At 61.5% G+C, this 23517-nt stretch carries 26 protein-coding genes and 1 pseudogene; 12 read left to right on the forward strand and 15 right to left on the reverse strand.

Annotation, left to right across the window (positions count from 1 at the left end; all coding sequences use genetic code 11):
- The first annotated feature begins 90 nt into the window (after positions 1-90).
- The 5 genes from gcvT to DMY87_RS18630 all read left to right on the forward strand — a co-directional run bounded on the left by gcvT (position 91) and on the right by DMY87_RS18630 (position 5444).
- Positions 91-1230, forward strand: a complete 1140-nt coding sequence (gene gcvT, locus DMY87_RS18610; RefSeq protein WP_110793145.1) for a glycine cleavage system aminomethyltransferase GcvT — start codon at positions 91-93, stop codon at positions 1228-1230.
- A gap of 20 nt (positions 1231-1250) precedes the next feature.
- A complete protein-coding gene (gene gcvH, locus DMY87_RS18615) occupies positions 1251-1613 on the forward strand; it encodes a glycine cleavage system protein GcvH (protein ID WP_110793146.1) in 363 nt (120 codons plus the stop codon).
- On the forward strand, positions 1613-4471 hold the full coding sequence (gcvP, locus tag DMY87_RS18620; protein WP_110793147.1) for an aminomethyl-transferring glycine dehydrogenase: 2859 nt from the start codon (positions 1613-1615) through the stop codon (positions 4469-4471). The genes gcvH and gcvP overlap by 1 nt, the downstream gene beginning before the upstream one ends.
- Positions 4472-4605: 134 nt before the next feature.
- Complete coding sequence (locus tag DMY87_RS18625) at positions 4606-4932, forward strand: DUF1236 domain-containing protein (protein WP_110793148.1); 327 nt, start codon at positions 4606-4608, stop codon at positions 4930-4932.
- A gap of 185 nt (positions 4933-5117) precedes the next feature.
- The gene (locus DMY87_RS18630) at positions 5118-5444 is read left to right on the forward strand and encodes a flagellar basal body rod C-terminal domain-containing protein (protein WP_110793149.1); all 327 of its coding nucleotides are present in this window, start codon (positions 5118-5120) and stop codon (positions 5442-5444) included.
- A 28-nt stretch (positions 5445-5472) separates the two neighbouring features.
- Here the strand turns inward: DMY87_RS18630 and DMY87_RS18635 are convergent, their stop codons facing one another.
- The 10 genes from DMY87_RS18635 to DMY87_RS18685 form a co-directional block, all read right to left on the reverse strand.
- Positions 5473-6099 (reverse strand): LysE family translocator, encoded by a 627-nt coding sequence (locus DMY87_RS18635; RefSeq protein WP_110793150.1) that lies wholly within the window; start codon positions 6097-6099, stop codon positions 5473-5475.
- A gap of 1 nt (position 6100) precedes the next feature.
- Positions 6101-6550, reverse strand: a complete 450-nt coding sequence (locus tag DMY87_RS18640; RefSeq protein WP_110793151.1) for an Lrp/AsnC family transcriptional regulator — start codon at positions 6548-6550, stop codon at positions 6101-6103.
- Between the two features lie 146 nt (positions 6551-6696).
- Positions 6697-7077: a Fe-S cluster assembly scaffold SufA gene (gene sufA, locus DMY87_RS18645; protein WP_110793152.1), complete on the reverse strand. Its 381-nt coding sequence runs from the start codon at positions 7075-7077 to the stop codon at positions 6697-6699.
- A gap of 79 nt (positions 7078-7156) precedes the next feature.
- On the reverse strand, positions 7157-7531 hold the full coding sequence (locus DMY87_RS18650) for an SUF system Fe-S cluster assembly protein (RefSeq protein WP_054160022.1): 375 nt from the start codon (positions 7529-7531) through the stop codon (positions 7157-7159).
- A 12-nt stretch (positions 7532-7543) separates the two neighbouring features.
- Positions 7544-8788, reverse strand: coding sequence for a cysteine desulfurase (locus DMY87_RS18655; protein WP_110793153.1), 1245 nt, complete (start codon positions 8786-8788; stop codon positions 7544-7546).
- Entirely contained in the window at positions 8781-10058 is a 1278-nt protein-coding gene (gene sufD / locus DMY87_RS18660) for a Fe-S cluster assembly protein SufD (RefSeq protein WP_110793154.1), read from the reverse strand. Before sufD ends, DMY87_RS18655 begins: the two co-directional genes overlap by 8 nt.
- A 29-nt stretch (positions 10059-10087) precedes the next feature.
- Complete coding sequence (gene sufC / locus DMY87_RS18665) at positions 10088-10843, reverse strand: Fe-S cluster assembly ATPase SufC (RefSeq protein ID WP_102019889.1); 756 nt, start codon at positions 10841-10843, stop codon at positions 10088-10090.
- A 146-nt stretch (positions 10844-10989) separates the two neighbouring features.
- Positions 10990-11214 (reverse strand): hypothetical protein, encoded by a 225-nt coding sequence (locus DMY87_RS18670; RefSeq protein ID WP_110793155.1) that lies wholly within the window; start codon positions 11212-11214, stop codon positions 10990-10992.
- 322 nt (positions 11215-11536) lie between these two features.
- Positions 11537-13006, reverse strand: coding sequence for a Fe-S cluster assembly protein SufB (gene sufB / locus DMY87_RS18680; RefSeq protein WP_110793157.1), 1470 nt, complete (start codon positions 13004-13006; stop codon positions 11537-11539).
- A gap of 140 nt (positions 13007-13146) precedes the next feature.
- Complete coding sequence (locus DMY87_RS18685) at positions 13147-14313, reverse strand: cysteine desulfurase family protein (protein WP_110793158.1); 1167 nt, start codon at positions 14311-14313, stop codon at positions 13147-13149.
- A 205-nt stretch (positions 14314-14518) separates the two neighbouring features.
- On the opposite strand from DMY87_RS18685, the gene DMY87_RS18690 reads away from it, so the two are divergent.
- The 4 genes from DMY87_RS18690 to DMY87_RS18705 are packed head-to-tail and all read left to right on the forward strand — an operon-like array spanning position 14519 to position 16731.
- A complete protein-coding gene (locus tag DMY87_RS18690) occupies positions 14519-15196 on the forward strand; it encodes an alpha/beta hydrolase (protein WP_110793159.1) in 678 nt (225 codons plus the stop codon).
- 1 nt (position 15197) lies between these two features.
- A complete protein-coding gene (locus DMY87_RS18695; RefSeq protein ID WP_110793160.1) occupies positions 15198-15623 on the forward strand; it encodes a putative toxin-antitoxin system toxin component, PIN family in 426 nt (141 codons plus the stop codon).
- Entirely contained in the window at positions 15620-15829 is a 210-nt protein-coding gene (locus DMY87_RS18700; RefSeq protein WP_110793161.1) for a toxin-antitoxin system HicB family antitoxin, read from the forward strand. Before DMY87_RS18695 ends, DMY87_RS18700 begins: the two co-directional genes overlap by 4 nt.
- Before the next feature lie 32 nt (positions 15830-15861).
- Positions 15862-16731 carry a patatin-like phospholipase family protein gene (locus DMY87_RS18705; protein ID WP_110793162.1) on the forward strand — a complete coding sequence of 290 codons (870 nt, stop codon included), beginning with the start codon at positions 15862-15864 and terminating at the stop codon, positions 16729-16731.
- On the opposite strand, the gene DMY87_RS24430 is transcribed toward DMY87_RS18705, so the two are convergent.
- Together DMY87_RS24430 and DMY87_RS18710 are read right to left on the reverse strand one after the other, a co-directional pair.
- Positions 16659-17219, reverse strand: a complete 561-nt coding sequence (locus DMY87_RS24430; RefSeq protein ID WP_245408981.1) for a GNAT family N-acetyltransferase — start codon at positions 17217-17219, stop codon at positions 16659-16661. The genes DMY87_RS18705 and DMY87_RS24430 overlap by 73 nt on opposite strands.
- A pseudogene (locus DMY87_RS18710) lies at positions 17208-18320 on the reverse strand (anhydro-N-acetylmuramic acid kinase); the annotation flags it as partial. The gene DMY87_RS24430 and the pseudogene DMY87_RS18710, both read right to left, overlap by 12 nt.
- 138 nt (positions 18321-18458) lie before the next feature.
- Here DMY87_RS18710 and tyrS point away from each other — a divergent pair.
- The 3 genes from tyrS to trmFO all read left to right on the forward strand — a co-directional run bounded on the left by tyrS (position 18459) and on the right by trmFO (position 21673).
- The gene (gene tyrS, locus DMY87_RS18715) at positions 18459-19715 is read left to right on the forward strand and encodes a tyrosine--tRNA ligase (protein ID WP_110793164.1); all 1257 of its coding nucleotides are present in this window, start codon (positions 18459-18461) and stop codon (positions 19713-19715) included.
- 261 nt (positions 19716-19976) lie between these two features.
- Entirely contained in the window at positions 19977-20120 is a 144-nt protein-coding gene (locus tag DMY87_RS18720; protein ID WP_082511209.1) for a DUF1127 domain-containing protein, read from the forward strand.
- Between the two features lie 143 nt (positions 20121-20263).
- On the forward strand, positions 20264-21673 hold the full coding sequence (trmFO, locus tag DMY87_RS18725) for a methylenetetrahydrofolate--tRNA-(uracil(54)-C(5))-methyltransferase (FADH(2)-oxidizing) TrmFO (protein ID WP_110793165.1): 1410 nt from the start codon (positions 20264-20266) through the stop codon (positions 21671-21673).
- 24 nt (positions 21674-21697) lie between these two features.
- Here trmFO and DMY87_RS18730 read toward each other — a convergent pair whose 3' ends face one another.
- The 3 genes from DMY87_RS18730 to DMY87_RS18740 all read right to left on the reverse strand — a co-directional run bounded on the left by DMY87_RS18730 (position 21698) and on the right by DMY87_RS18740 (position 23516).
- Positions 21698-22144 carry a hypothetical protein gene (locus DMY87_RS18730; protein WP_110793166.1) on the reverse strand — a complete coding sequence of 149 codons (447 nt, stop codon included), beginning with the start codon at positions 22142-22144 and terminating at the stop codon, positions 21698-21700.
- Positions 22145-22240: 96 nt separating this feature from the next.
- A complete protein-coding gene (locus tag DMY87_RS18735) occupies positions 22241-23086 on the reverse strand; it encodes a phytoene/squalene synthase family protein (protein ID WP_110793167.1) in 846 nt (281 codons plus the stop codon).
- Between the two features lie 31 nt (positions 23087-23117).
- Complete coding sequence (locus tag DMY87_RS18740; RefSeq protein WP_110793168.1) at positions 23118-23516, reverse strand: Mth938-like domain-containing protein; 399 nt, start codon at positions 23514-23516, stop codon at positions 23118-23120.
- Between the last annotated feature and the right edge of the window lies 1 nt (position 23517).

A 23517-nucleotide genomic window follows, 5' to 3' on the forward strand; every position in this document is an offset into this window, starting at 1 on the left:
CTCAGGCACAAGGACAGAGGGGGCTCATGAACCGGCACAACCGTGCCCAGACTTGAGCAAGCGCGTGAGCGCGAACCCGGAGGCGACGTCTTGGACGATCAGACCCAACTGAAACGCACCCCCCTTTACGATTTCCACGTATCGCTTGGCGCCAAGATGGTGCCCTTTGCCGGCTACGACATGCCGGTGCAGTATCCGGCCGGCGTGTTGAAGGAACACCTTCACACCCGGGCCGCCGCCGGCCTTTTCGACGTCTCCCATATGGGTCAGGTCGAACTCGTCGCCGCCTCCGGCACCTATGATGATGCCGCCAAGGCGCTGGAAACGCTCGTTCCGGTCGATATCCTCGGCCTCAAGGACGGTCGCCAGCGCTACGGCTTCTTCACCGACGAAAACGGCGGCATCCTCGATGACCTGATGATCTCGCGGCTGGGCGACCGGCTGCTTGTCGTGGTCAATGCCGGCTGCAAGGATGCCGATATCGCCCATCTCAGGGCAAAGCTTCCTGCAGGTGTGCAGGTTGTTGTGCATGACGACCGGGCCCTTCTTGCCCTGCAGGGGCCGAAAGCGGAAGCCGTTCTCGCGACACTCAATGCCGATGTCACCGCCATGAAGTTCATGGATGTGCGTGAACTGTCTCTGGGCGACATCCCTGCCCTCGTCTCGCGCACCGGTTATTCCGGCGAGGACGGTTTCGAAATCTCGGTGCCGGCCGACCGGGCAACCGATCTTGCCAAGGCCCTGCTCAGCCAGCCGGACTGCCAGCCGATCGGGCTCGGCGCCCGTGATTCGCTGCGCCTCGAAGCCGGACTCTGCCTTTATGGCAACGACATCGACACGACCACCTCGCCGGTCGAAGCCTCGATCGAATGGGGCATCCAGAAGGTCCGCCGCTCAGGTGGCGCCCGCGAAGGCGGTTTTCCAGGGTCGGCCCGCATTCTCGCTGAACTCGACAATGGCGTTTCCCGCCGCCGCGTGGGGTTGAAGCCCGAGGGCAAGGCCCCGGTCCGCCCGCCGGCCAGGCTGTTTGCCGATGCCGAGGGCAAGACCGAGATCGGTCACGTCTCTTCGGGTGGCTTCGGCCCCAGCGCCGAAGGCCCCATCGCCATGGGCTATGTGCCAACCCAGATGGCCGAACCCGGCAGCCAGGTTTTTGCGGAGGTGCGCGGTAAGTTCTTGGCCCTGACCGTCTCCGCCCTTCCCTTCGTCACCCCCACCTACAAACGCTGAAAAAATCTCCGGAGAGAACCATGTTGAAATTCACCGCTGAACACGAATGGCTGAAGATTGAAGACGGCGTTGCGACCGTTGGCATCACCACCCATGCCGCAGGCCAGCTCGGCGATCTCGTCTTCGTCGAATTGCCGGAAGAAGGCACAAGCTTCAAGAAGGACGCAAGCGCTGCGACCGTCGAAAGCGTCAAGGCGGCCTCCGACGTCTACTGCCCGCTCGATGGCGAAGTGGTCGAGATCAACCAGGCGATCGTTGACGACCCCTCGCTGGTCAATTCCGATCCGGAAGGGGCTGCCTGGTTCTTCAAGCTGAAGCTCGCCAATCCGGCTGAAGCCGACGCGCTGCTCGACGAGGCCGCCTACAAGGAGCTGATTGCGTAATGACGACGGAATTCCAGTTCACGGATTACGATCCCTACGATTTCGCCAATCGGCGCCATATCGGCCCCTCGCCGGCCGAAATGACGGATATGCTGAAGGTGATCGGCTATCACTCGCTCGATCAGATGATCGACGATACCGTTCCCGGCTCGATCCGCCAGAAGGTGCCGCTCACCTGGGGTGCGGCGATGACAGAGCGCGAGGCGCTCGACAAGCTGCGCGAGACGGCGAACAAGAACAAGGTCCTGACCTCGCTGATCGGCCAAGGCTATTACGGCACCATCACGCCGCCGGTCATCCAGCGCAACATCCTGGAAAACCCGGCCTGGTACACGGCCTACACGCCCTACCAGCCGGAAATCAGCCAGGGCCGCCTGGAAGCGCTTCTCAACTTCCAGACCATGGTGACGGATCTCACCGGCCTGGACGTGGCCAATGCCTCCCTGCTCGATGAAGCAACGGCTGCTGCCGAAGCCATGGCGCTCTGCCAGCGCAGCGCCAAGACCAAGGCGACCGGCTTCTTCGTCGACAAGGACTGCCACCCGCAGACCATCGCCGTCATCCAGACCCGCGCCGAGCCGCTCGGCTGGACGGTCACCGTCGGCGACCCCTTCACCGATCTCGACCCGACCGAAGTCTTCGGCGCGATCTTCCAGTATCCGGGCACGCATGGGCATGTGCGCGATTTCTCCGGCCTGATCGCCCGGCTGCACCAGACCGGTGCCCTCGCGGCTGTTGCGGCTGACATTCTCGCCCTGCTGTTGTTGAAATCACCCGGCGAAATGGGCGCCGACATCGCCATCGGTTCGACCCAGCGCTTCGGCGTGCCGGTCGGTTACGGCGGTCCGCATGCGGCCTATATGGCGGTCAAGGACGCGATCAAGCGGTCCATGCCGGGTCGTCTCGTCGGCGTCTCCGTCGATGCGCGCGGCAACCGCGCCTATCGCCTGTCGCTGCAGACCCGCGAACAGCATATCCGCCGCGAAAAGGCGACGTCGAACATCTGCACCGCGCAGGTTCTGCTTGCCGTCATGGCCTCGATGTATGCCGTCTTCCACGGTCCGCAGGGGTTGAAGGCGATCGCCCAGCAGGTGCATCGCAAGACGGTGCTGCTGGCCAAGGGGCTGGAAAAGCTCGGCTATACCATCGAGCCGGAAACCTTCTTCGACACGATCACCGTCGAGGTCGGCCATATGCAGGGTCTGGTCATGCGCGCGGCTGTCGCGGAAGGCGTCAACCTGCGCAAGGTCGGCGAGACCAAGGTCGGCATCGCGCTCGATGAACGCACCCGTCCGGCCACACTCGAGGCCGTCTGGCGCGCCTTCGGTGGAAATTTCTCGGTCTCGGAATTCGAAGCGGACTACCGCCTGCCCAAGGATCTCTTGCGCACCAGCGATTACCTGACGCATCCGATCTTCCACATGAACCGCGCGGAAAGCGAGATGACCCGCTACATCCGCCGGCTCTCCGACCGCGATCTGGCCCTCGACCGTGCAATGATCCCGCTTGGCTCCTGCACGATGAAGCTGAACGCGACAGCCGAAATGCTGCCGATCACCTGGCCGGAATTCTCCGACATCCATCCCTTCGTGCCGGCCGATCAGGCACTCGGCTACAAGGAGATGATCGACGATCTCTCGGAAAAGCTCTGCGCGGTGACCGGTTACGACGCGATCTCGATGCAGCCGAATTCCGGCGCGCAAGGGGAATATGCGGGGCTTCTCACGATCCGCGCCTATCACCTGTCGCGGGGCGATACGCACCGCACCGTCTGCCTGATCCCGACCTCGGCCCATGGCACCAACCCGGCCTCCGCCCAGATGGTCGGCATGACGGTCGTGCCGGTGAAGTCGAAGGACAACGGCGACGTCGATCTCGACGACTTCCGCGCCAAGGCGGAACAGCATGCAGAAAACCTGTCCTGCTGCATGATCACCTATCCCTCGACGCATGGCGTGTTCGAGGAGACGGTGCGCGAGATCTGCGAGATCACCCATCAGCATGGTGGCCAGGTCTATCTCGACGGCGCCAACATGAACGCCATGGTCGGCGTCGCCCGTCCCGGCGACATCGGCTCTGATGTTTCCCACCTCAACCTGCACAAGACCTTCTGTATTCCGCATGGCGGCGGCGGTCCTGGCATGGGACCGATCGGCGTCAAGGCGCATCTCGCGCCTTACCTTCCGGGGCATGTCTCGGCCGATGGTCGTCCAGGCGCGGTCTCGGCCGGCCCTTACGGCTCGCCGTCGATCCTGCCGATCAGCTGGTCCTACTGCCTGATGATGGGCGGTGAAGGTCTGACCCAGGCGACGAAGGTCGCGATCCTCAACGCCAACTACATCGCGGCACGGCTGAAGGGCGCCTATGACGTGCTCTACACCTCGGCCTCCGGTCGCGTGGCGCATGAATGCATCATCGACACCCGGCCATTGCAGGCCTCGGCCGGCGTCACCGTCGACGATGTCGCCAAGCGTCTGATCGACTGCGGCTTTCATGCGCCGACGATGAGCTGGCCGGTGGCGGGCACGTTGATGATCGAGCCGACCGAATCGGAGACCAAGGCCGAGATCGATCGTTTCTGCGAAGCGATGCTGGCGATCCGCGAGGAAGCCCGCGACATCGAGGAAGGCCGGATGGACAAGGCCAACAACCCGCTGAAGAATGCGCCGCATACGGTGGAAGACCTCGTCGGCCAGTGGGATCGTCCCTACAGCCGCGAACAGGCCTGCTACCCGCCAGGCGCCTTCCGCGTCGACAAGTACTGGTCTTCGGTCAACCGGGTCGACAATGTCTATGGCGACCGCAACCTGGTGTGCACCTGCCCGCCTATGGAAGCCTATGCGGAAGCCGCCGAGTAACGGCCCCAGTATCGACACAGGAACGCCGCCGTTGAGGCGGCGTTCTTCATTTGTCGTGACGGTCTGACAATCACTGTGATGGAACGGAATGACGCATTGGCCGTTCTTCTGCTGCTCAACACAGGAGAACAGACATGCGCAATACTCTTATCCTCGCTGGTGCAGCGGCACTGATGACGCTCGCAGCGTCGGCCAATGCGCAGGAAACTGTCATCATCCAGCAGGCCCCGGTGGCCACCCAGTCGACGATTGTCGTTCCGGCACCCGTCGAAACCTATGTCATGCAGCGCGAAGTGCGCTCCGTGCCTTACGAAGGTGACGTCCTGATCGGACGTGTCATCGACGATCCCGTCGAACTCTATCCGGTCGATGGCTATGAGAACTATTCTTACACGGTCATCAACGACCGTCGTGTGATTGTTGATCCACAGACCCGCCAGATCATTCAGATCATCGAATAAGATCTGACATCTCGCTGCATCAGAAACCCGGCCCCAGCGCCGGGTTTTTCTTGTCTTCTCGTCGTCCGTGCCAAATCCGATCATTCCGATATTCGCCTGCAACAGAGCGGAAACCACGGTTGTTCAGCATTTCCTCATCCAGAGACCCTAATCTGCCTTGGTCCATCATCACCCAGGGTCGCCTAATGAGCCTTTCCAGCGTCATGAGCATTTCGTTGTCGGGCATGCAGGCCCAGCAAACACGGGTGACCGCTGCGGCGAGCAATGTCGCCAATGCACTTACCCCCGCTTACGATCGACGGACGACTGCGTTTTCGAGCGAGGCTAGCGGCGGAGTGCGGGCATCCGTCGCCCCCTCGGGTGCAGACACCTTCGCAGGCAGCTCGAATGTCGATCTTGCCGAGGAGGCGATGGCTCTTCTTCAAAGCGAAATCGCCTTCAAGGCCAATGCAAATGTCTGGGAAACCGGTGCCGACATGTGGGACGTGCTGATGAGCATCAAGCGCGACTGACTGCGAGCCAGGCGTGACCTTCGCCGTATCAGGCGAGCATGCTGCGCAAGGCCAGACCGAGCGCCAGCACACCGAACACGATCAGGATCACCGCAGAAACCTGTGCAACCATCAGCGTGAACCGTTGCGGGAGACGTTTGCGCATCAAGCTTACCGCGCCGCTCAGGAAAAACCACCAAGCGAGCGAGCCGAGGAAAACACCAACCACAAGCATGACTGCAGCCCAACCGCCCTCTCCGGCCGCAAGTCCGAGGCCGGCGAAGATTGCAGCGAAGGAGAGGATGGTCGCCGGATTCGCGATGGTCAGCAGAAAGGTCGCGGCTGTCGTGGCCACCAATCCTTTCGAACCGACAGAGGCGGCCGAAACATCGGCACGCGGTTTCAAGCCCTGCAGGCCGAGATAGAGCAGAAACAGGCCGCCGACGACCTGCAGTGGCCACTCGATCGCAGCCAGGACGCCTGAAAGCGCGGTAAAGCCTGCAGCAGCGAGGGCTGCGTAAACGCCGTCGGCCAGCGCCGTGCCCAACCCGCCGGCAACCCCTGCCCAGAAGCCACGCTCCAGGGTCCGGTTGATGCAAAGCGCACCGATCGGCCCAAGCGGCGCGGCGATTGCCATGCCAAGCACGAGGCCTTTCGCAAAAAGCAGGGGATCCATCTCACCCTCCTGCCAAAGGAAGACCGCGCTCGCAGACCGTCGACAAGGCAATCATCGTCTCGCTGCGGGCGACGAAGCGGCGGATCTTGAGGTCCCCCAAAAAGGCTTCGACGCCGGCAAGGTCCGCCGCACGTATTTTCAGCATGTAAGACCAACTGCCGGTGACGTGATGGCATTCCAGAACGGCCGGATGCGTCGCGATGACGGATCTGAATGTGTCCTCACCGGCATCGTAGTTCAATGCGACGAGTACGAAGGCCGTGACGGGCAGATCGATCGCCGCCGGATCAGCTTCCACCGTGAACCGCCTGATAGCACCGGTCGCGACCAGTCTGCGAATCCGCTCGTTCACCGCCGATGGCGACAGCTCGACGGCGTCACCGATGCTCGCCAGAGAGCGGCGGGAATCCTCACCCAGCATATCGATTATTTTGCGGTCAATCTTTTCCATTTCCGCAAAATATAACGTTCATAAAGTTAAATCAAGATAATTTGCGGAACGCTTCGAAAGTTAGCGAAGATTTCCCCCATCGGGACCAGCAACAAAAAACGCCCGGACACAGCCGGGCGTCATGGGTGAAGGGGCCGCCTTTTCGCTTAGGCGCTTTCGCGCTGACGGGCCAGTTCCGCAAGATCGGCCGCTTTCAGTTCGACCGATTCGCCGCAGCCGCAGGCCGACGTCTGATTGGGATTGTGGAAGGTGAACCCGGAACGCAGCGTGGTTGTCTCGAAGCCCATTTCGGTGCCCAGCAGGTAGAGAACTGCGGCCGGATCGATCCACACCGTCGCACCATCATGCTCGATCCGGTCATCCCTGGGGTTGGGTTCGGTGACCAGGTCGATGGTATATTCCATCCCGGCGCAACCGCCCTTTTTGATCCCGACCCGGATGCCCTTGGCATCAGGACCCGAATTTTCGACGATTGCCTTGACGCGGGCAGCCGCCGCTTCGCTCATCGACATCACTTGAAAGGCCATCGGCATAATCTCCATCCACAACCGGGTTCAAGGTCCGGCGTTTCTTGTGCCTTGAATGTAGAGAGGCCTGGGCGGCCTATCAATACCAGCCGACGGCGACCTGCGCCTCTTCGGACATGCGGTCGGGGGTCCATGGCGGATCGAAGCTCATTTCGACCTCGACGCCGGAGACGCCCTCAACGGAACCGACAGCATTTTCGACCCAGCCCGGCATTTCGCCGGCAACCGGGCACCCGGGTGCCGTCAGGGTCATGACGATCTTCACCGTGCGGTCGTCTTCGATGTCGATCTTGTAGATCAATCCCAGTTCGAAGATGTCGGCCGGGATTTCCGGATCATAGACGGTCTTCAGCGCCGCAACGATATCATCCGACAGGCGCGCCACTTCTTCCGGCGGGATCGCGGTGTTGATGATGCCCTCGCGGACATCAGGCTTGGTTTCTGTGTCACTCATGGTGTTCATTCCTCAGGCGAAGAAGCTGCGCGCATAATCCAGCGCGTCGGCCAAAGCATCGACTTCTTCCCGTGTGTTATAGAGACCAAAGGAGGCGCGGCAAGTGGAGGTCACGCCGAAGCGGGCGAGCAGCGGCTGGGCGCAATGGGTTCCGGCGCGGACGGCGACACCGCGACGATCGATCATGGTCGAGACGTCATGGGCATGGATGCCGGCGAGTTCGAAGGAGAAAATTGCCCCCTTGCCCGGTGCATTGCCGATGATCTTGAGCGAATTGATCGCGGAGAGGCGCTCATGCGCATAGGCGCGCAGGCTTTCCTCGTGCGCGGCAATGTTCTGACGGCCAAGCGCTTCCATATAGTCGAGCGCGTAGCCCAACCCGATCGCCTGAACGATCGGCGGTGTGCCGGCCTCGAAGCGATGCGGCGGCTCGTTATAGGTGACGCGGTCTTCGGAGACTTCGACAATCATCTCGCCGCCGCCCATGAAGGGGTCCATGTCGCGCAGGCGGTCCATCTTGCCCCAGAGCACGCCGATGCCGGAGGGACCATAGAGCTTGTGGCCGGTGATGGCATACCAGTCGCAGCCGAGATCCTGGACGTCGACGGGCGTATGCACCGCGCCCTGGCTGCCATCGACCATGACAGCGATGCCACGCTCATGGGCAATGCGGCAGACTTCCTTGATCGGAACGACGGTACCAAGCGCGTTGGACATATGGGTGATGGCGATCAGCTTGGTGCGCTCGGTCAGGCAGCCGACAAAGGCTTCCATGTCGAAGGCGCCGTCATCGGTGACCGGTGCCCAGACAAGCTTGGCACCCTTGCGCTCGCGCAGGAAATGCCAGGGCACGATGTTGGAGTGGTGCTCCATGATCGAGAGCACGATCTCGTCGCCCTCGCCGATATGTTTCATGCCCCAGCCATAGGCGACCGTGTTGATCGCTTCGGTGGAGGACTTGGTGAAGATCACCTCGTCGATCGAGGGGGCATTCAGGAAACGGCGCACCTTCTCGCGCGCCGCTTCATAGGCGTCCGTCGCGGCATTGGACAGGAAATGCAGGCCACGATGCACGTTCGCATATTCATTCGAATAGGCGTGCGCGATCGCATCGATGACCTGTCTCGGCTTCTGGGCCGAAGCGGCATTGTCGAGATAGACCAGTGGCTTGCCATAGACCTCGCGCGACAGGATCGGGAAATCCCGCCTGATGGCGTCTACGTCATACCCTGTCCGTGCCGCGATCGTGTCAGCCATGGTGCTCCAGCCAGTCGGTGATGATCTCTTCCAGGGCTTCGACGAGGGCTTCGTCTTCCAGTTCCTCGACGATCTCGGCGACGAAACCGTTGACCAGAAGGCCACGCGCCTTCTTTTCCGGAATGCCGCGCGACATCAGGTAGTAGAGATGGCTCTTGTGGATGTCGGCAACCGTCGCGCCATGGGCGCACTGCACATCATCGGCGAAGATTTCGAGCTCGGGCTTGACCGAAAACTCGGCATCGTCGGACATCAGCAGCGTGTTGCAGGCCATGCGCGCATCGGTCTTCTGGGCATCCGGGGCCACCCGGATCATGCCCTGGAACACGCCCTTGGCGCGGTCGAACAGCACGTTGCGGATGATTTCCGTCGAGGTGGTGTTCGGCACGTCATGGCCGAGCGTCATGGTGACGTCGGTATGGGTGTCGCCGCCCAGCAGATTGACGCCGCGCAGGGTGAAGTCGCAGCCTTCGCCAACCGTCTTCACATGCACTTCCTGGCGCACCAGCTTGCCGCCGGCATTGATGACGAACAGCCGGAATTTTGAGTCCGCACCGAGCTCGGCGCGGATCTGGCCCAGATGGCTGTCGGCATCACCTTCGCCCTGGACGATGACCCAGGTGATCTCGGCGCCCTCGTCGAGCTTCAGGTCGGCAACGACCGTGGCCAAAGCAGCGGAACCGCTCTGGCCGATATGGCGTTCGATCACCGTTGCCTTCGAACCCTTGCCGAAGGTCGCCGGGAAACGCAGATGCAGCTGGCCGGCCGCATGAACCGACTGCAGCTCCACCGGACGGTCAATCACGGTATCGGCGGCAACAGCAATAGCGTAGCCGTCACGAACGAAGGCGCCGTTGATGCGGCCGATCGTGTCATCGCTGTTGAAGGCGGTCAGACCCTCGGCAGCAGCGCCGCTTGACAGCGCTTCGCGGTAGAGTTCGACCGTCAGCCCTTCCGGCAGATTGGCCGGCGTTTCCGCCGCGCCCTGCAGAATGCGCAGAACCGTACCGTCATTGACGATCGGTGCCTCAGACTTGGCAACGGCCTGCGGTTCGTCCGCGGGCAGTGCACGCAGGAGCGCCTTGAGGTCGGTATAGTGGAAGGTCTCGACGCGACGCGTCGGCAGCCCCTGGCGCTTCAGTCCGTCGAACAGGCCGTCACGCTTCAGCAAAACGGCGCCATCGCCCGGAAGGCTGCCGATCTGGTTGGTATAGGCGTCGATGAGCTGGGTCTCGGCTGCGGTGAGCCGGTTGGCCGCTTGCAAAGTCATCGGTGCAACTCCTTCAAACTCTGCCGAACTCAGGCAGCCTGCCCCGTGATATCGGCATAGCCGTTGGCTTCCAGCTCAAGCGCCAGCGACTTGTCGCCCGACTTGATGATCTGGCCCTTGTAGAGAACGTGCACGCTGTCCGGCACGATGTAATCGAGCAGGCGCTGGTAGTGGGTGATGACGACGGTCGCGCGGTCCGGACGCTTCAGGGCGTTCACGCCGTCAGCGACGATCTTCAGCGCATCGATGTCGAGGCCAGAGTCGGTTTCATCCAGGATGCAGAGCTTCGGCTCGAGCAACGCCATCTGCAGGATCTCGGCGCGCTTCTTTTCGCCGCCGGAGAAGCCGACGTTCAGCGGACGCTTCAGCATATCAGGATTGATCTTCAGCTCCGCCGACGCTTCCTTGACGCGGCGGATGAAGTCCGGCGTCGTCAGTTCCGCTTCGCCACGCGCCTTGCGCTGCGAGTTCATCGCGACCTTGAGGAACTGCATGGTGGCGACGCCCGGGATTTCGACCGGATACTGGAAGGCCAGGAAAATGCCCTTTGCGGCGCGCTCGGCCGGGTCGAGCTCGAGGATGCTCTCGCCGTTGTAGAGAATGTCGCCTTCAGTCACTTCATAGTCTTCGCGACCCGAGAGAATGTAGGACAGCGTCGACTTGCCGGAGCCGTTCGGGCCCATGATGGCAGCCACTTCGCCGGCCTTTACGGTCAGGTTCAGACCCTTGATGATTTCGGTGCCGTCTTCGGCGATGCGGGCATGGAGGTTTCTGATTTCAAGCATGTCTGTCTTCCTGTCCATCGGGCGGTTCAAGGGCCGCCTGTCGTTTCCTGTTGCGCCCGATGGGCGCATCTTTTCCTGTTCGTCATCCTCGGGCTTGTCCCGAGGATACACGGTCCACAGGCCCTGCGCAGCGCGCACCGGCCTGGTTAACCCTCGCTCAATTCGAGCCGCTTTTCGATCCGGTCGAGACGCAGCTTCAATTCCGCGATCTCGCCATCCTGTCTTGTCTCGTCGGTCATGAACCCAGCCATATACTGCTTCACAGCCCGCATTTCGGAGCGCATTCCAACCATCTCTTCCTTCAACGAAGCGATGTCGGTGCGCATGATGCGCAGGTGCTCCAGAATTAGATTCTCGACTTTCTCGTTCATCACCCCACCCTTCCCTTGAGAGAGATGTTTGTAGACCCTTGAGTTCTGGCCAACTCGGCCTGAACGCTAGAGCATTAGACATCGAAACGTTCCCATTTCAGGCCGCAGGATCACTTCGACCACGCGTCATGATTATGAGCACACCTCGCCAGAGCGTTTGCAACCAGTCATCCGAGTAGAAGGTCACGAACAAAACGAACAAGACACCGACCATGAGCAAGAGATATCCGGCACGGTCGTAGATCCGCTCCATTTTCTCTCTCAGGTAGGTCCACTGCCTCTGCTTCCCCCTGTCCGCTTCCATTCAGACAATCCTGCAAGGTTAACCGACCGACCCCTCAAGCGAGATGTTGATCAGCTTCTGCGCCTCAACCGCAAATTCCATTGGCAGCTGCTGGATGACGTCGCGGACGAAGCCGTTGACGATGAGCGCGATCGCCTCTTCTTCCGGGATGCCGCGCTGCATGGCGTAGAACTTCTGGTCCTCGGAGATCTTCGAGGTCGTCGCCTCGTGCTCCACCTTGGCCGTCGAGTTCTTCACCTCGATGTAAGGAACCGTATGCGCGCCGCAGGTGTCACCGATCAGGAGCGAATCGCAATTGGTAAAGTTGCGGGCATTTTCCGCCTTGCGGTGCATCGAGACCTGGCCGCGATAGGTGTTCTGCGACACGCCCGCCGAGATGCCCTTGGAGATGATCCGGCTCTTGGTGTTCTTGCCGAGATGGATCATCTTGGTGCCGCTGTCGACCTGCTGATGACCGTTGGAGACGGCGATCGAGTAGAACTCGCCCTGGCTATCATCGCCGCGCAGAATGCAGGACGGGTATTTCCAGGTGATCGCAGAGCCGGTCTCGACCTGGGTCCAAGAGATCTTGGAGCGGTCGCCACGGCAATCGCCACGCTTGGTGACGAAGTTGTAGATGCCGCCCTTGCCGTCCTTGTCGCCGGGATACCAGTTCTGGACCGTCGAATACTTGATCTCTGCGTCATCCATGGCGACGAGTTCGACCACGGCTGCATGCAGCTGGTTTTCGTCGCGCTGCGGTGCCGTGCAGCCTTCGAGATAGGAGACGTAGGCGCCTTCTTCGGCGACGATCAGCGTGCGCTCGAACTGGCCGGTGTTCTTCTCGTTGATGCGGAAATAGGTCGAGAGCTCCATCGGGCAACGGACGCCCTTGGGGATGTACACGAAGGAGCCGTCGGTGAAGACCGCGCAGTTCAGCGTCGCATAGTAGTTGTCGGTGACGGGTACGACCGAGCCGAGATACTTCTTCACCAGATCAGGATATTCGCGGATCGCTTCCGAGATCGACATGAAGATCACGCCGGCCTTCATCAGCTCGGCCTTGAAGGTCGTGACGACCGAGACCGAATCGAAGACGGCATCGACGGCGATCTTCGAGGTCTGGACGCCTGCCAGCATTTCCTGCTCTTTCAGCGGAATGCCGAGCTTCTCATAGACCTTCAAAAGTTCCGGATCGACCTCGTCCAGCGACTTCGGGCCGGCCGCCGTCTTCGGCGCCGAATAATAGTAGATGTCGTTGAAATCGATCTTCGGATAGTCGACGCGGGCCCAGGTGGGCTCTTCCATCGTCAGCCAGCGCCTGTAGGCGTCGAGGCGCCATTCGAGCATCCATTCCGGCTCGTTCTTCTTGGCCGAAATGAAGCGGACGATATCTTCCGACAGTCCCTTCGGGGCCTTGTCGACTTCGATGGTGGTTTCAAAACCATACTTGTACTGATCCACATCGATCTGGCGAACCTGATCGATCGTTTCCTGCACAGCAGCCATGGTCGTTCTCCAATCTTGCCGGGCCAAATTCCGGCAGCTTGTTAACGTTGGGCGGTGTCCCGCCATACTTAAGGTTTTCGAGCCAGCATTTCACCCTCTTGGCAAGGGAAAAACGAACACTCGTCAAGTTTTCCTGCGCTTTACGCTGCCTGTTCGGCGCGCTTGCGGCGTTGAGCGACCTTTTCGAAGACCGCGGTGAAGCGGTCAATATCAGCCTCCGTCGTACCGGTTCCGAGCGACAGGCGCAGCGCACCATGTGCGGCATCCTCGCCCATGGCCGTCAGCACATGGCTGGCGCCAACCTTGCCCGAGGAGCAGGCAGCCCCGGCCGAGAGCGCCACACCTTCGAGATCGAATGCAATCTGCCCCGTCTCGGCCTTCAGGCCCGGCAGACGGAAGAAACTTGTGTTGGCGACGCGGGCAAGCCTACGGCCGTAGATGACAGTCTCTGGCGCGACGCTGAGCATCGCCTCTTCAGCCCGGTCGCGCAGAGCCGCAATCGCGGCATTGCGTCCCTCGATATCTTCACCCGCGGCCCGCGCCGCCGCGCCGAAGCCCGCGATCGCAGCCAGGTTTTCCGTTCCCGCTCGATGGCCCTTTTCCTGGCCGCCACCGCGCACCAGCGGTTCGGGCATCAGCGTTTCGCCGCGCGACACGAGCGCACCCACACCCTTGGGGCCGCCCAGCTTGTGCGCCGAGACGATGAGGAAATCGGCACCGAGGTCTGTGATCGACACCGGAATTCGTCCCGCTGCCTGGACGGCGTCAACCACCAGAAGGCCACCATGCTTCTTTACGATGGCGGCTGCGTCGCGGATTGGCTGAATCAGACCGGTTTCATTGTTGACCAGCATGATCGCGACGAGCGGCATGCCGGAAGTGACATCATGGGCGGCGAGCAGATCCGCCAGCGCGTTCAGATCGACGAGACCCTGTGGCGTGACCGGGATTTCCGACACCTGCTCAGGCGCAAAACGGCCGCCATTGCGGACCGCCGGATGTTCGATCGCCGAGACATAGAGGCGGCCGACGGCGATCTTCGCCTTGCCCATGCGGTAGACAGGAGAGAGGACGTGGTTCGCCGCTTCCGTCGCGCTGCCCGTGAAGGTCACATGGGCCGGCTCGGCGCCGAGGAGCGAAGCCACATGCCGGCGCGCCTTTTCAACCACAACCCGCGCGGCACGCCCTTCGGCATGCACCGAAGACGGGTTGCCGGGCAGGGTCATCGCTTCCAGGACGGCATCGCGCGCCACGCCCAAGAGCGGCGCGGTCGCGTTCCAGTCCAGATAGATGCGTGCGATTGCCATTCCTCAGGCAGACCTCTGGTTCCCCCGGCGCATTTTCCTTGAAATTTCGGCCGGGCTTGTCCTATGACACCTTCAACCCGGATGCAGCCGCATCCAGTTTCGAACGGTTCTAAACTTCGTTTTAGAAAAGCTGACTGACTTCGTCAAGTCAGCTTCCTGATATGATGCGCCAGAGCCGACAGAATTGTTACGGACCGGAGTCTCAATGCCCGAAGTCATTTTCAACGGCCCGGCGGGCCGCCTCGAAGGTCGTTACCAGCCGTCGAAGGAAAAAAGCGCACCGATCGCCATCATCCTGCATCCGCATCCGCAGTTCGGCGGGACGATGAACAACCAGATCGTCTACCAGCTCTTCTACATGTTCCAGAAGCGCGGCTTCACCACGCTGCGCTTCAACTTCCGCGGCATCGGCCGCAGCCAGGGCGAATTCGACCATGGTGCCGGCGAGCTGTCGGATGCCGCATCGGCGCTCGACTGGGTGCAGAGCCTGCATCCGGATTCGAAGAGCTGCTGGGTCGCCGGTTACTCCTTCGGCGCCTGGATCGGCATGCAGCTCCTGATGCGTCGCCCTGAGATCGAAGGTTTCATGTCGATTGCGCCGCAGCCGAACATCTACGACTTCTCCTTCCTCGCCCCCTGCCCGTCCTCCGGCCTGATCATCCATGGAGACGGCGACAAGGTGGCGCCGGAAAAGGACGTCCAGGGCCTCGTCGACAAGCTGAAGACGCAGAAGGGCATCTTGATCACCCACAAGACGGTGACCGGCGCCAACCACTTCTTCAACGGCCAGGTGGAAACGCTGATGGGCGAATGCGAAGACTATCTCGACCGTCGCCTCGAAGGCGAACTGGTCCCCGAACCGGCCGCCAAGCGGATCCGGTGACATGATCCGGATCGTGGCCGATACAAACGTTTTAATCAGCGCTTGTATCGGCCAGGGTCCTGCCTCGAAGGTGATTGAGGCTTGTTTCGACGGACGATTCGTCCCTTTCATGTCCGGTCCACTTTTGATGGAATACCGTGACGTCTTATCCAGAACCGAACCATTCCTGCGCGCCCGACTGAATTCCCAAGAGCGCACGGCACTTCTGGAAATCTTCCTCTCACGCTGCCATTGGCGCACCGCCTATTTCAAGTGGCGTCCCAATCTGGTCGATGACGGTGACAATCACCTGCTCGAATTGGCAATCTCGGCCAATGCGCATATACTCGTCACATCGAACATTCGCGATTTCGAGCGGGCCGAACTCAGGTTTCCGCACATCATGATCGAAACTCCAGAGACAGCCGCCAGGAGGCTTTGGGCATGAATGCATTGACCGTTGAACTGAGTTCGGAGGTCCATGAAAAGGTGGACCTGATCGCGGCTGAAAAAGGCGTGACCCCCGAGCGCCTGTTGTCCGATATGACGGCTGAGATGGTCATGCAGCATGATGCCCACCGCCTGTTCCAGGAGATGGCCGAACGTGGCAAAGGTCGGGAAGCAGAGGCACTCGCTCTCCTGCAGCGCGACTGACCTGTGATCATTATTTACATACGTGATTTTCAATGACCTCAGACCTTTCCTTCGACGCCGTCGGGCTCGCAGGCGGTGGAAACCGCTGCTACTGGCAGAGCGGGTTTCTGAAAGCCTACAGCGAACACCAGTCCCTCAATCCGCGCTTCTACGTCTCCGTCTCCGCCGGGGCCTATCACGGCGCCATGTTTCTGGCCGGCGTCGGGGACCGAGTGCGGGCCTCCGCCTTCGCCTTTGCCGAAAAGGGACATCGCGGCGTCGACTGGCGGGCGCTGCGGCGCCGGCAATCCCCTCTCGTGGTCGGGTCGCTCTTCCGCCAACTGCTCGACAGCGAATTCGGCAATGAGGAACTCGCGGCCTTGAAGGCCGCCCCGCCCATGCTGATCCAGCTTTCCGAACTGCCCGATTGGATGCCCGGTGCATTCGGCGCACTGGGTTCGATCGGAGCCTACCAGATCGAAAAACTGCTGACGGACGGCGTGCATTCCAAGGCCGGCGCAAGACTGGGCCTGCGGCCAGTGTGGATATCGACGCACAATATCGACTACCCGGGGGAATTGGTGGATGCGCTAATGGCAACCTCGTCCGTCCCGCCCTTCATGCCGATCGGACGCGTGCGTGGTCGCGCCTATCTCGACGGCGGCCTCGTCGACAATCCGCCGCTGACGAAGTTGCGCGAGGTGGAGAACAAGGGCTGGCGCACGCTGCTTCTCTCGACCCGCTTCGGCCGCAAACCGCCATCAGCCCCCAATCGCATCGTGGTCGGTCCGAGCGAAGACATTCCGGTGAACAAGTTTGCCGTGGGTGACGCCGCCGGCATCCGGCATGCCTATGAATTGGGATTGCGGGATGGAATGGCCTTTGCCCGCTCCCATGACACCCGATCGATCTCGAAGAACTGACAGGGCTCTCCACGAACCTGCCTGAGGATGGTGGGCGTCATGCCGATCGTCGTCAGCACGCGGATAGAAGCCTTGTTGTCGACATGCGCCATGCCCTCGAGCCGGTCAGCGATGTTTCGGGTGAAGAACCAGTCTCTGAGCGCGGCGGCGATCTCTGTCGCATATCCCTGTCCCCAGGCATGCCGGGCGATGGAGTAGACAACCTGATGAGCCCCGTCATCCTCGTACCAGTTTATGCCGGCACGCCCGATGAAAGCGCCATCGTCCTTTGCCAGAAGCTTAAGTGTCGCCAGACCGCGTAAGGCAAACGCGGAGCGCCACCCATCAATGCGTCTTTTCGCGTAGTCGAGGCTCCAGGGCACGCCTTCGCCGACATAGAGGCTCGTTTCCGACGTCGCATGAAGAGCAGCAAGAGAGGCTTCATCCCCCCGTTCCCATGGGCTCAGCAACAGACGTTCGGTTTCCAGAATCACGGGGCGTACCAGCACACCGCCGCTGACCGGCAACGTCACGCCCGTCGTGCCCGGGAAGGTCAGCGGCAGCCCCCGTGCAGACCGCACGGCAAGATAGGCCCAGGCCTCGGCCTCCATCGCATCGCCGTCAAAGCCGGTTGCTTCCGCGGACAGGACGTCGGCGCCCTGTTCGCCCGCCAACCGGGCCAGATCGGCCATGATGGTCCGGTTCAACCGCCCGCCGCCGCAGATTACATAGGTCTTCGGCTGCGCTGGCAGGTGGGCGGCGGATTTGAGAATCGCTGCGGCCGAGACATAGGCCAGTGTGCGCGCACCATCCGAGAGTTCCGCATCAGTGCCCTCCGGCGGCCGGAAATCATTGCGGTCGAGCGAACGGCGTGTCGGCGCTGTGAAAAATGGATTGTCGAGATAGCGGTCGGCAAGCGCCGGGATCACGCTTCCTTCCGAGGCAATGCGGCCGCCATCGTCATAGGGGATGCCGGCATGGGTCTCGACCCATTGATCGATCAGGGTGTTACCCGGTCCGCTGTCGAAACCTGTAATCGTGCCGTCGCGGCCGAGAAAGGTCAGGTTGGAAATGCCGCCGATATTGACGAAACAGACGGGCCATTGATCGCCGGAGATCTGGTGCGCCAGCGCCTGATGATAGACCGGCACCAGTGGCGCGCCCTGCCCACCATACATCATGTCATTGGCGCGCATGTCGTAGACGACGGGAATGCCGGTCTTCTTTGCCAACAACGCGCCGTCGCCGATCTGGACGGTCAGCCCTTCGTCCGGACGATGCAGAACAGTCTGACCGTGAAAGCCGATCAGGTCGATGTCGGATGCGGACAATCCCGCATGCTTGAGAAAAAGGCGCACCGCTTCGGCATGCCGTAACGTTAGGTCCCTCTCCATACGGAAGAGATCGCCTGGTCGTTCGCGGCGTTCCCGGATCGCCTTCGCGTCGTCCAGAGCCTGCTTCAGCCGCTCGCGAAACGCCGGCTCATAGGGCACCGAGAGAAACGGGCCGCGCTCGACGATAGCCTCGCCATCCGTGCGCACCAGTGCCACGTCGATGCCGTCCATCGAGGTTCCGCTCATCAGACCGATCGCTGTCTTCATCCGCGCCATACATCACCCGATTCGACCACCCGTCTTGGCCGACATTCATGACCGAGACGGGTGCACAATTCAAAAAACAATGCTAAAGCCCGCGCGGATTTCCAAGAATACCACCGAAAGATCAGAGAACCCGAAAGCAACAGCGTCATGACGAAGTTCAAGTCCGATTTCCTCCGCATTCTCTCCGAGCGCGGCTTCATTCATCAGATGTCCGATGAAACGGGGCTCGACGACCTGCTCGCCAAGGAAAGCGTGACGGCCTATATCGGCTATGACCCGACGGCATCCAGCTTGCATGTCGGTCACCTGATGCAGATCATGATGCTGCGCTGGTTTCAGCAGACCGGCCACCAGCCGATCTCGCTGATGGGCGGCGGTACCGGCATGGTCGGCGACCCCTCCTTCAAGGAGGAGGCGCGCAAGCTGATGACCCTCGAGACGATCGAAGAGAATATCGCCTCGATCAAGCGCTGCTTCTCGCATTATCTGGACTACAACAATGGTCCGAAGGGCGGCGCCCTGATGATCAACAATGCCGAATGGCTGCGCCCCTTGAACTACCTCGAGTTCCTGCGCGATGTCGGTCGGCATTTCTCGGTCAACCGGATGCTCTCCTTCGACAGCGTCAAGACGCGCCTCGACCGCGAGCAGTCGCTGTCCTTCCTCGAATTCAACTACATGATCCTGCAGGCCTACGACTTCGTCGAACTGAACCAGCGCTATGGCTGCCGGCTGCAGATGGGCGGCTCCGACCAGTGGGGCAACATCATCAACGGCATCGACCTCGGCCACCGCATGGGCACGCCGCAGCTCTATGCGCTGACGGCACCGCTGCTCACCACCTCTTCTGGCGCCAAGATGGGCAAGTCGGCCTCGGGTGCCGTCTGGCTCAATGCCGACCTCTTGCCGGTCTATGACTTCTGGCAGTACTGGCGCAACACCGAAGACGCCGACGTCGTGCGCTTCCTCAAGCTCTTCACCATTCTCCCGATGGACGAGATCGCCCGTCTGGCTGCGCTTGGCGGATCCGAAATCAACGAGGCCAAGAAGATCCTTGCCACAGAAGTCACGACCCTGCTGCATGGTCGCGACGCTGCCGAACAGGCTGCCGAAACGGCCCGCAAGACCTTCGAGGAAGGCGCACTCGCCGATACGCTGCCGACCGTCGAAATCGCGTCCAGCGAACTCGAAGCCGGCATCGGCCTGCTCGGACTGATCGTCAAGGCGGGCCTTGCCGCCTCGAACGGTGAAGCCCGTCGCCATGTGCAGGGCGGTGCGGTAAAAATCAATGACGCTGCAGTCTCCGACGAGCGCATGGTTGTCGGAAATGCACAGCTGACAGGCGATGGCGTGATCAAGCTGTCGCTGGGCAAAAAGAAGCATATCCTCGTGAAGCCGATCTGACGGCTCGAATCCCACGTTCCAGACCTCCGAAAAGCCCGCGATTGCGGGCTTTTCTGCATTCATGAATAGCGATTAACCTGTGGCGCGTTTTTGAGCAGCCGGCTGGACTTGCTCCTTATCGCGCCAACCTCATGCACAAATGCATGGCAGTCGCACATTATTTGCACTGCACAATATTGTTTTACGGGCGTATAAGAACATCAATCGCTGATGCGGGAAACACCGCAGGATCAGCCAAGAGATACAACCGAGGAAACGACCATGAACCCGATCCGCATTGCCAAGAACTGGATGAGCTACCGCCGCACGATGGCCGAACTGGGCAACCTGTCCAGCCAGACCCTGAACGACATCGGCATCACCCGCTACGAAATCCGCAATATCGCTTCGCGCTCCTTCCGTTGATCGGAACTGCATTGAAGTCGGTTTGAAACGGCACCGCATGGTGCCGTTTTTGATTCCAGGACCTCTCTTGCAGCGATCGGCATGCCCCGTCGACTGCGAGATCCGATGGACCTTGGCCGCTCGTCCGTGATAGGAAGCCGCCCATGACAGATAGCTCCTTCTCCCCCATTCACATCATCGGCGGCGGCCTTGCCGGCTCCGAAGCCGCCTGGCAGATTGCCCAGGCCGGCGTTCCGGTCATCCTGCATGAAATGCGCGGCGTGCGCGGCACCGATGCACACAAGACCGATGGCCTTGCCGAACTGGTCTGCTCCAACTCCTTCCGCTCTGATGATGCAACCTCCAATGCCGTCGGCGTCATCCATGCCGAAATGCGCATGGCGAATTCGCTGATCATGGCCTGCGCCGACCGCCACCAAGTTCCGGCCGGCGGTGCGCTGGCTGTTGATCGCGACGGCTTTTCCGAGGCGGTCACGGCAGAGCTCCAAGCCCATCCACTCATCACAATCGTGCGCGAGGAAGTCACGGGGCTTCCGCCCGAAGCCTGGGACCTCGCCATCATTGCCTCGGGTCCTCTCACCTCGCCGTCGCTCGCAGAAGCCATTCGCGAGAAGACGGGCGAGGATGCGCTCGCCTTTTTCGATGCCATCGCACCGATCGTGCATCGTGACAGCATCAACATGGACATCTGCTGGTACCAGTCGCGCTACGACAAGGTCGGCCCCGGCGGCACGGGCAAGGACTATATCAACTGCCCGCTCGACGAGACCCAGTACAATGCCTTCATCGACGCGCTGATCGAGGGTGATGCCGTCGGTTTCAAGGAATGGGAAGGCACACCCTATTTCGACGGCTGCCTGCCGATCGAGGTCATGGCCGAGCGCGGCCGCGAGACACTCCGCCACGGGCCAATGAAGCCGATGGGCCTCACCAATGCCCATAACCCGACCGTCAAGGCCTATGCCGTCGTGCAGCTGCGTCAGGACAATGCGCTTGGCACGCTCTACAACATGGTCGGTTTCCAGACGAAGCTGAAGTATGGCGCCCAGGCGGAGATCTTCCGCATGATCCCGGGCCTGGAAAACGCCGAATTTGCCCGTCTCGGCGGTCTGCACCGCAACACCTATATCCACTCCCCGACGCTGCTCGATCCGACCCTGCAGCTGAAGGCCCGTCCAGGCCTGCGTTTCGCCGGCCAGATCACCGGCTGCGAAGGCTATGTCGAAAGCGCCTCGATCGGCCTGCTCGCCGGCCGGTTCGCAGCCGCTGAGCGCAAGGGTGAGGAAATCAGCCTGCCGCCGGCGACGACTGCCCTCGGCTCGTTGCTCAACCACATCACCGGCGGCCATATCGTCTCGGACGAGGAACCGGGCAAGCGCTCGTTCCAGCCGATGAACATCAATTTCGGGCTGTTTCCGGAGCTGGAGCCGGGCTCGATCGTCAAGCCGGAGGGCGTCAAGCGCTTCCGTGGCAAGGACAAGACGATCATGAAGCGGCAGCTGGTGGCCGCGCGCGCGCTGGAAGACTGCAAGGCGTGGCTTGACCGCGCCTGAGGCGGATCAGGGCTGCCGGGTGCCTCAGGCGCTCGGCAGAACCTCGATCTCGCGATCGGCCGGACCGACATAATTCCCCAGCAGCCACAGCGAGACTTCGGCCGCTTCAGCGGCCGTTGCAAAGCGGAATTCGCCGTTGTGGAACGGTGCTTCGAGAAACTCCACCGCAAAGCTCTTGCCATTGCCGAGATCGCGCACACGAACCGTACCGGGCTCGATGAGGTGGCAAGCATAGTGGCTGCGCATATTGCGCATGAAGCCGGCCTTGTTGTCGTGCAGGCGGACGAAAACCGCCTTGCCGTCGACCGTCGCATGCAGGCTGCGGATCGCCTCCTGCGGAAAGGCCCGGCCGAACTCCATGATCGCCAGCCCCATATCCTGGAGGCCGTCGGCGTCCTGCTGACGCGCCATGCGGGAAGAGAAGTAGGCGAGGACGCCGACAAGCGCCAATACGATACCCCAGGTCACCATGATCGGCTCGCGGCTCCACAGTCGCAGTTCATATCCGCTCCCGCATAAACGCCCAGGCTTGCGCGAACGTGACCACTGGCAGATCCGCCACCTCGCCTACAGGTGACCGGTCACTAGGAGCCGCAGCATCGCCAGCTGACGGCGCCATTGCGGCGCGCGGAAGTCGTGGGAGAGTGCCGAGGCACCATTGCGCGCGGCGCGTTTGAGGACGCCCGACGCCAGGGACACAGGCAGAAAGGCCGGCAGCAGGCTCTTCGGGATCGCCCCCGCAGCCCGCGCCTGGCGCAAATGGTCCAGGCCATAGCCGGCAAAGGCCTCGATGGCAGCCTTCAGCCGCGCAGGATCCCGGCCTTCCAGGAAACTCTCGCGATCGAGGCCGGCTGCCGAGAGAACCGTCAGCGGCAGGTAAACCTGGCCGCGCGCTTTGTGGACCGGCAGCAGCAGAAGCGCGCCGGCCACCGCCAGTGCCACGCCGGCATGACCGACGATGTCGAACGCGCCTTCGGCTGCCTTCGCATCAAGCACAAGCGACGCGAGCTGGATGAGAGACGCCGACGTTTCTCCGGCATAGCCTTCGAACATCTGCGTTGATTCCATAGGGTCGTCGTAGAGATCGAAAATGCGGGCATCGGCCATCGCGACGAGTGCGGCAACAGGCAATCCGCGATCCCGGATCGCCCGCAGCAGTTCGGCCGCGACCGGATTGGCCGCCGTCTCGCCATGGCCGGAACCTTGGAGGAGGTCACGCCAGTATTGCAAGCGCACCTCTCCGGGCAGCGGCTCACGGACAAGTTCGCGGACCCTCGCGAGTTCGGCGTTGTAGGCATAGAGCGCAACGATGGATGCGCGCTTTTCCGCCGGTGTCAGCAGTGCCGCGAGATAACGGTCGCGGTCGAAATCGCGCAGGGCTGCGAGGCACAGCGCCTCATTGTCCGGCTTCATTTCGCTCACGGGGCACCTTTCGGGGGCTTGCTCAGACGGCAATCAGAGCCGCTGCGACCGGCCGCTCTTCGGCCAGCATGATGTTATACGTACGCAACGCAGCGCCGGTTCCCATCGGATCGCTGGCGATGCCCTTCTCCTTGAGCGCGGCCCGCACGGCCGGGTCGATCAGCCGAAGCTGCTGGCCCGTTCCAACAATGAGGAATTCGATGCCCGTCTCGGCAAACACACGTTCGAAGGATCGGACTGTCAGGGGCTCCTCTTCCGTCTGATCCCAGCCATAGACACCGGATGGCAGCAGGAGAAGGGAGCCCTTGTGGGACATGTCGGCAAAACGGAAACCGCCATTGCCATAGGAATCGATCACCGGCCGGCCGGGGAAATGGGCATCGCGCTTGACGATGCCCTTATCTCCAAAACCGAAGATCATC

Source organism: Peteryoungia wuzhouensis, assembly GCF_003205195.1.
In the GTDB taxonomy this organism is placed as follows: Bacteria; Pseudomonadota; Alphaproteobacteria; order Rhizobiales; family Rhizobiaceae; genus Allorhizobium; species Allorhizobium wuzhouense.

What these genes read in the sequence shown, in the direction of transcription:
- gcvH (WP_110793146.1), top strand. Translation starts at nt 1,251, where the DNA reads ATGTTGAAATTCACCGCTGAACACGAATGGCTGAAGATTGAAGACGGC.
- gcvP (WP_110793147.1), top strand. Translation starts at nt 1,613, where the DNA reads ATGACGACGGAATTCCAGTTCACGGATTACGATCCCTACGATTTCGCC.
- DMY87_RS18625 (WP_110793148.1), top strand. Translation starts at nt 4,606, where the DNA reads ATGCGCAATACTCTTATCCTCGCTGGTGCAGCGGCACTGATGACGCTC.
- DMY87_RS18630 (WP_110793149.1), top strand. Translation starts at nt 5,118, where the DNA reads ATGAGCCTTTCCAGCGTCATGAGCATTTCGTTGTCGGGCATGCAGGCC.
- DMY87_RS18635 (WP_110793150.1), bottom strand. Translation starts at nt 6,099, where the DNA reads ATGGATCCCCTGCTTTTTGCGAAAGGCCTCGTGCTTGGCATGGCAATC.
- DMY87_RS18640 (WP_110793151.1), bottom strand. Translation starts at nt 6,550, where the DNA reads ATGGAAAAGATTGACCGCAAAATAATCGATATGCTGGGTGAGGATTCC.
- sufA (WP_110793152.1), bottom strand. Translation starts at nt 7,077, where the DNA reads ATGGCCTTTCAAGTGATGTCGATGAGCGAAGCGGCGGCTGCCCGCGTC.
- DMY87_RS18650 (WP_054160022.1), bottom strand. Translation starts at nt 7,531, where the DNA reads ATGAGTGACACAGAAACCAAGCCTGATGTCCGCGAGGGCATCATCAAC.
- DMY87_RS18655 (WP_110793153.1), bottom strand. Translation starts at nt 8,788, where the DNA reads ATGGCTGACACGATCGCGGCACGGACAGGGTATGACGTAGACGCCATC.
- sufD (WP_110793154.1), bottom strand. Translation starts at nt 10,058, where the DNA reads ATGACTTTGCAAGCGGCCAACCGGCTCACCGCAGCCGAGACCCAGCTC.
- sufC (WP_102019889.1), bottom strand. Translation starts at nt 10,843, where the DNA reads ATGCTTGAAATCAGAAACCTCCATGCCCGCATCGCCGAAGACGGCACC.
- DMY87_RS18670 (WP_110793155.1), bottom strand. Translation starts at nt 11,214, where the DNA reads ATGAACGAGAAAGTCGAGAATCTAATTCTGGAGCACCTGCGCATCATG.
- sufB (WP_110793157.1), bottom strand. Translation starts at nt 13,006, where the DNA reads ATGGCTGCTGTGCAGGAAACGATCGATCAGGTTCGCCAGATCGATGTG.
- DMY87_RS18685 (WP_110793158.1), bottom strand. Translation starts at nt 14,313, where the DNA reads ATGGCAATCGCACGCATCTATCTGGACTGGAACGCGACCGCGCCGCTC.
- DMY87_RS18690 (WP_110793159.1), top strand. Translation starts at nt 14,519, where the DNA reads ATGCCCGAAGTCATTTTCAACGGCCCGGCGGGCCGCCTCGAAGGTCGT.
- DMY87_RS18695 (WP_110793160.1), top strand. Translation starts at nt 15,198, where the DNA reads ATGATCCGGATCGTGGCCGATACAAACGTTTTAATCAGCGCTTGTATC.
- DMY87_RS18700 (WP_110793161.1), top strand. Translation starts at nt 15,620, where the DNA reads ATGAATGCATTGACCGTTGAACTGAGTTCGGAGGTCCATGAAAAGGTG.
- DMY87_RS18705 (WP_110793162.1), top strand. Translation starts at nt 15,862, where the DNA reads ATGACCTCAGACCTTTCCTTCGACGCCGTCGGGCTCGCAGGCGGTGGA.
- tyrS (WP_110793164.1), top strand. Translation starts at nt 18,459, where the DNA reads ATGACGAAGTTCAAGTCCGATTTCCTCCGCATTCTCTCCGAGCGCGGC.
- DMY87_RS18720 (WP_082511209.1), top strand. Translation starts at nt 19,977, where the DNA reads ATGAACCCGATCCGCATTGCCAAGAACTGGATGAGCTACCGCCGCACG.
- trmFO (WP_110793165.1), top strand. Translation starts at nt 20,264, where the DNA reads ATGACAGATAGCTCCTTCTCCCCCATTCACATCATCGGCGGCGGCCTT.
- DMY87_RS18730 (WP_110793166.1), bottom strand. Translation starts at nt 22,144, where the DNA reads ATGGTGACCTGGGGTATCGTATTGGCGCTTGTCGGCGTCCTCGCCTAC.
- DMY87_RS18735 (WP_110793167.1), bottom strand. Translation starts at nt 23,086, where the DNA reads ATGAAGCCGGACAATGAGGCGCTGTGCCTCGCAGCCCTGCGCGATTTC.
- DMY87_RS18740 (WP_110793168.1), bottom strand. Translation starts at nt 23,516, where the DNA reads ATGATCTTCGGTTTTGGAGATAAGGGCATCGTCAAGCGCGATGCCCAT.